Below are 3368 nucleotides of genomic sequence, written 5' to 3' on the forward strand. Positions count from 1 at the left end.
GCATGCGGATGGGCGGCAACATCATCTGGGCGACGGATTTCCGCGAGGAGACGAAGACCACCACGCAGGGCGGCGGCAAGGGTGGCGGGGGCGGCAAGGTCAAGACCACCGAGTATCTGTACTATGCAAGCTTTGCCGTGGCGCTGTGCGAAGGCTCCGAAGCCGGTCCCGCAGGGACCATTCTCTCCGGTGGAGAGAATGGAGGCGGAGCAGGCCCGGCAGGGCGGGGAATCACCGGGATCGGGCGTATCTGGGCCGACGGCAAGCCGATGGACCTCTCGGGCGTCACCTGGCGCTGGTATCCCGGCGACGAGGCGCAGGCGGCCGATCCGTTCATCGCCGCGAAGATGGGCGCGGCCAACACCCCGGCCTATCGCGGGACCGCCTATGTCGTCTTCGAGGAGCTGCCGCTTGCGACCTACGGCAACCGCCTGCCGCAGCTGTCGTTCGAGGTATTCCGGCCGCTCGCTGACCCGGACACCGCCGAGGGGTTGGTCAAGGCGGTGACGATGATCCCGGCCTCGGGCGAATTCAGCTATGCCACCGCGCCTGTCAAGAAGACCACCGGCGCTGGCGGCGCGACTGTGGCCGAGAACCTGAACGCGATCACCGACACCGCTGACATCGTCGTGGCCCTTGATCGGCTGCAGGCCATGGCCCCGGCTGTCGAAAGCGTCAGCCTCGTCGTGGCCTGGTTTGGCGATGATCTGCGCGCCGGAAACTGCAAGGTGCGGCCGGGCGTCGAGGTTGCGGCCAAGACCACGACACCGTCGGCATGGGTCGTGAACGGCGTCAGCCGTGCTGACGCGTTTCTGGTCAGCCGAGATGCCGAGGATCGTCCGGTCTACGGCGGCACCCCTTCGGATTTCGCGGTGGTGCAGGCGATCCAGGAGATGAAGGCACGCGGGTTGCGGGTGACCTTCTATCCCTTCCTGCTGCTGGACGTCCCACCCGGCAACATGAAGCCCAATCCCTACAGCGCCAATGCCGCGGCCTTGGGCCAGCCGACATTCCCCTGGCGGGGGCGGATCACCTGTTCCCCGGCTGCGGGTTTTGCAGGGTCGGTGGACAAGACCGCCCCCGCTGCCACGCAGGTGTCGGCACTGTTCGGCACGGCGACACCCGCGAACTTCAGCGTGTCAGGCACCAGTATCAACTGGACCGGGCCGGTCGGGGAATGGTCGTTGCGCCGGATGATCCTGCACTACGCGCATCTGTGCAAAGCGGCCGGGGGCGTCGATGCCTTCCTGATCGGTTCCGAAATGCCGGGGCTGACCACCATCCGCTCGGGCGCCAGCAGCTATCCGGCGGTGCAGGCCTATCGGGATCTGGCCACCGATGTCCGGTCCATCCTCGGGGGAGGCACCAAGCTCGGCTACGCCGCCGACTGGTCGGAATATTTCGGGCACCAGCCGGGCGACGGCAGCGGCGACGTGTTCTTCCACCTCGATCCGCTCTGGGCCGATCCGGAGATCGATTTCGTCGGGATCGACAACTACATGCCGCTGTCGGACTGGCGGGACGGGTTCGACCATCTCGACGCCGCCGATGGCTGGCCCGCGATCTACGATCGGGCGTATCTGCAGGCGAACATCGCGGGTGGCGAAGGCTTCGACTGGTTCTACGCCAGCGCCGCCGATCGGTCGGCTCAGGTGCGAACGCCGATCACCGATGGTGCAGCGGGAAAGCCTTGGGTCTTCCGTTACAAGGATCTGCGCGCCTGGTGGTCGAACCCGCATTTCAACCGCCCGGGCGGGGTCGAAAGCGGCACGCCGACGGCATGGGTGCCGCAGTCGAAACCGATATGGTTCACCGAGCTTGGCTGCCCGGCCATCGACCGCGGCACCAACCAGCCCAATGTCTTCTTCAACCCGAAATCGTCCGAGAGCTTCACGCCGCATTTCTCGCGCGGCTGGCGGGACGACGCGATCCAGCGCGCCTATCTGGAAGCCACCTGGCTCTGGTGGGGCGAAGCCGCGAACAACCCGCTGTCTTCGGTCTACGGCGGCCGGATGGTGCATGTCCCCGAATGCGCCGCCTGGACCTGGGACGCGCGGCCTTATCCGTTCTTTCCGGCGCTGACCGACGTCTGGACCGACGGCGCGAACTGGCGGCTCGGGCACTGGCTGACCGGGCGGCTTGGGGCGGTGTCGCTGGCGGCCCTCGTGCGCCACCTCTGCCTGCGCGCTGGGCTTGATGAGGCGTTGATCGACGTCTCTGGCCTCTGGGGCGCGGTCGAGGGCTATGTCATCGGCGCGCTGGAAAGCCCGCGCGCCTCGATTTCCACGCTGGCGCGGCATTTCGGCTTCGACGCGGCGGAGACCGAGGGCGTGATCCGCTTCGTGATGCGCGGCCGGGCCTCCGTCGCCATACTGGCCATCGACAATCTTGTCGCCAGCCGCGAGGGCGAGGCGCTGGAACTGACCCGCGGCCAGGAGACCGAACTGCCGCAAGCCCTGAAGTGGCAGGTCGCCCGCGCCGACGAGGACTACGACGCCGCCCTCGTCGAGGCGCGGCGCATCACGGTCGACACGACGCGCATCGCCTCCGAGAGCTTCCCGATGGCGATCCCGCCCGAGGAGGTCGAACGCCGCTGCCGCCGGGCGCTGATGGAGGCATGGATCGGTCGGGAAAGCGCCACCTTTCGCCTGCCGCCCTCGTGTCTCGCCCTTGATCCCGCCGACGTGATCCGGCTGGCGCATGACGGACGTGAGGTCGAATTCCGCCTCGTCTCGGTCGCCGATGCCGAGGCGCGCGGGATCGAGGCTGTCCGCCAGGACCGCGCCGCCTACGACCTGCCGCCCGGCGATCCCCCCGCGGCCTCGCTGACGCGAGCAGTAGTATTCGGCGCGCCGGAGGCGCTGCTGCTGGACCTGCCGCAGCTCTTCGAGAACCAGCCCGCGCATCGGCCGCTCATCGCCGCCCATGCCGTGCCATGGCCCGGCGAGATGGCGGTGTTCCGCAGCCCCTCGACCGACGGCTTCGAGCTGCTGGCCACGTTCGGCGCGCGCGCCCGGATCGGCACGCTGATCTCGGATTTCTACGCCGGGCCCACCTCGCGCTTCGACCTCGGCAACGCGCTGGTGGTCGACTTGCTGACCGGCACGCTGGAGAGCGTCACGGATCTGGCGCTGTTCGGCGGCGCCAACGCGCTCGCCATCGAGAGCGCACCGAGTGTCTGGGAGATCGTGCAGGCAGGCGCGGCGGACCTGCTCGCGCCCGGCCGGTATCGCCTGACCCGGCTCCTGCGCGGCCAGCGCGGGACCGAGGCCGCCATCGGCAACCCGGCGCCCGCCGGTGCCCGCGTCGTGGTGCTGGACGCCTCGTTGGCACCACTGCCGATCGCCGAGGCCGATCTCGGGCTCCCC

1 protein-coding gene is annotated in these 3368 nt (G+C 68.9%); it reads left to right on the plus strand.

The features are described from left to right. Positions 1 to 3368: baseplate multidomain protein megatron (locus tag RUTHE_RS13870; protein ID WP_021099104.1), on the plus strand; the 3368-nt coding region annotated here is incomplete at both ends.

Origin of the sequence: Rubellimicrobium thermophilum DSM 16684, from assembly GCF_000442315.1 — a bacterium.
In the GTDB taxonomy this organism is placed as follows: Bacteria; Pseudomonadota; Alphaproteobacteria; order Rhodobacterales; family Rhodobacteraceae; genus Rubellimicrobium; species Rubellimicrobium thermophilum.